Genomic DNA, 968 nt, shown 5'->3' on the forward strand with positions numbered 1-968 from the left:
TCAAAGCTCATCTGCGTCTTGACTCGGCCATACTCATCAGGGTAAATCTCTTCTCCATGATGTCCTGGCTTTTCATCAATGATTGCGCGAAGCTTTTTGTTTTCCTCACGTAATTCTTTGACTTCTTGTGCTGCTTTATCAGAGAGATGCATCAATCCATTATCTAGCATGTAAGATAGTGAGTTTAGAAGGTCTGCTTGACCAATTAGTCCTTCACCATACCATCTAAAGTTGTTATCAACCCAATCAGGAACAGCTTTTGCAGTATTAGGATAAGGAACTGGCACAGGACCCTGTGCTATTACTTCAGTTACTCCAACTCCTGCTGCAATCACTGCAAGAATAGTTATTGCTAAAATCTTTGTATCTGTCATTAAGAGATTATGAAGCTAGGAATTATTTTAGTAGCGCCATTGAATCATCAATAAACACACATCTAATCAAAATGAAAGCATGCCACAAATGACTCGTCATTTACTAATATCTTAACTACCCAACTCATTTCATTGAAGCAAATCATGCAAAGCAAACCCGAAAAAGCCCCAAGAGGAGCCAAGTCTCTAGACGCATGCTCCCTTGGAACACAAGTGCCTGCTTGGTATGATATTGCAGGAGCAAGTTATCTATTCCTAGATGATTTTGCTTGAAAGAAAAAACAAGGAGGTGTAAAGAAAATAATGAATCTGAATTTATCATTTGCAGTAATTGCATTACTAATCACTGCTGTTGCAGTTGCCCCAATTGGTAGTGCATATGCTGCAAACAAGGCAACAGTTGAGGAAGGAAGAAAACAACTATCTCCCAAGACATTTGGCGAGAAGACCAAAATCGCACTCATTAATGCCGATGTAGATAAGAATCACAAAGCAAAGTTTGATGGTGCAAAAAAAGAACAAGTCAAAATCTACAAAAAGCTAGTTGAGCAACACAAAGCACTAGACTTTGCTAAAAAATATTACATCAAATTA

The 968-nt window shown here is 38.2% G+C and carries 2 protein-coding genes and 1 pseudogene; 2 read left to right on the top strand and 1 reads right to left on the bottom strand.

What is annotated here, in order from left to right; translation table 11 throughout:
• A pseudogene (locus C6988_RS10985) lies at positions 1 to 374 on the bottom strand (hypothetical protein); the annotation flags it as partial.
• Between the two features lie 132 nt (positions 375 to 506).
• Here C6988_RS10985 and C6988_RS10990 point away from each other — a divergent pair.
• Positions 507 to 647, top strand: coding sequence for a hypothetical protein (locus C6988_RS10990; protein ID WP_182135490.1), 141 nt, complete (start codon positions 507 to 509; stop codon positions 645 to 647).
• 30 nt (positions 648 to 677) lie between these two features.
• A partial coding sequence (locus tag C6988_RS10995; RefSeq protein WP_182135492.1) for a hypothetical protein occupies positions 678 to 968 on the top strand: 291 nt, incomplete at its 3' end.

The organism is Nitrosopumilus sp. b1 (assembly GCF_014078545.1).
Taxonomy (GTDB): Archaea; Thermoproteota; Nitrososphaeria; order Nitrososphaerales; family Nitrosopumilaceae; genus PXYB01.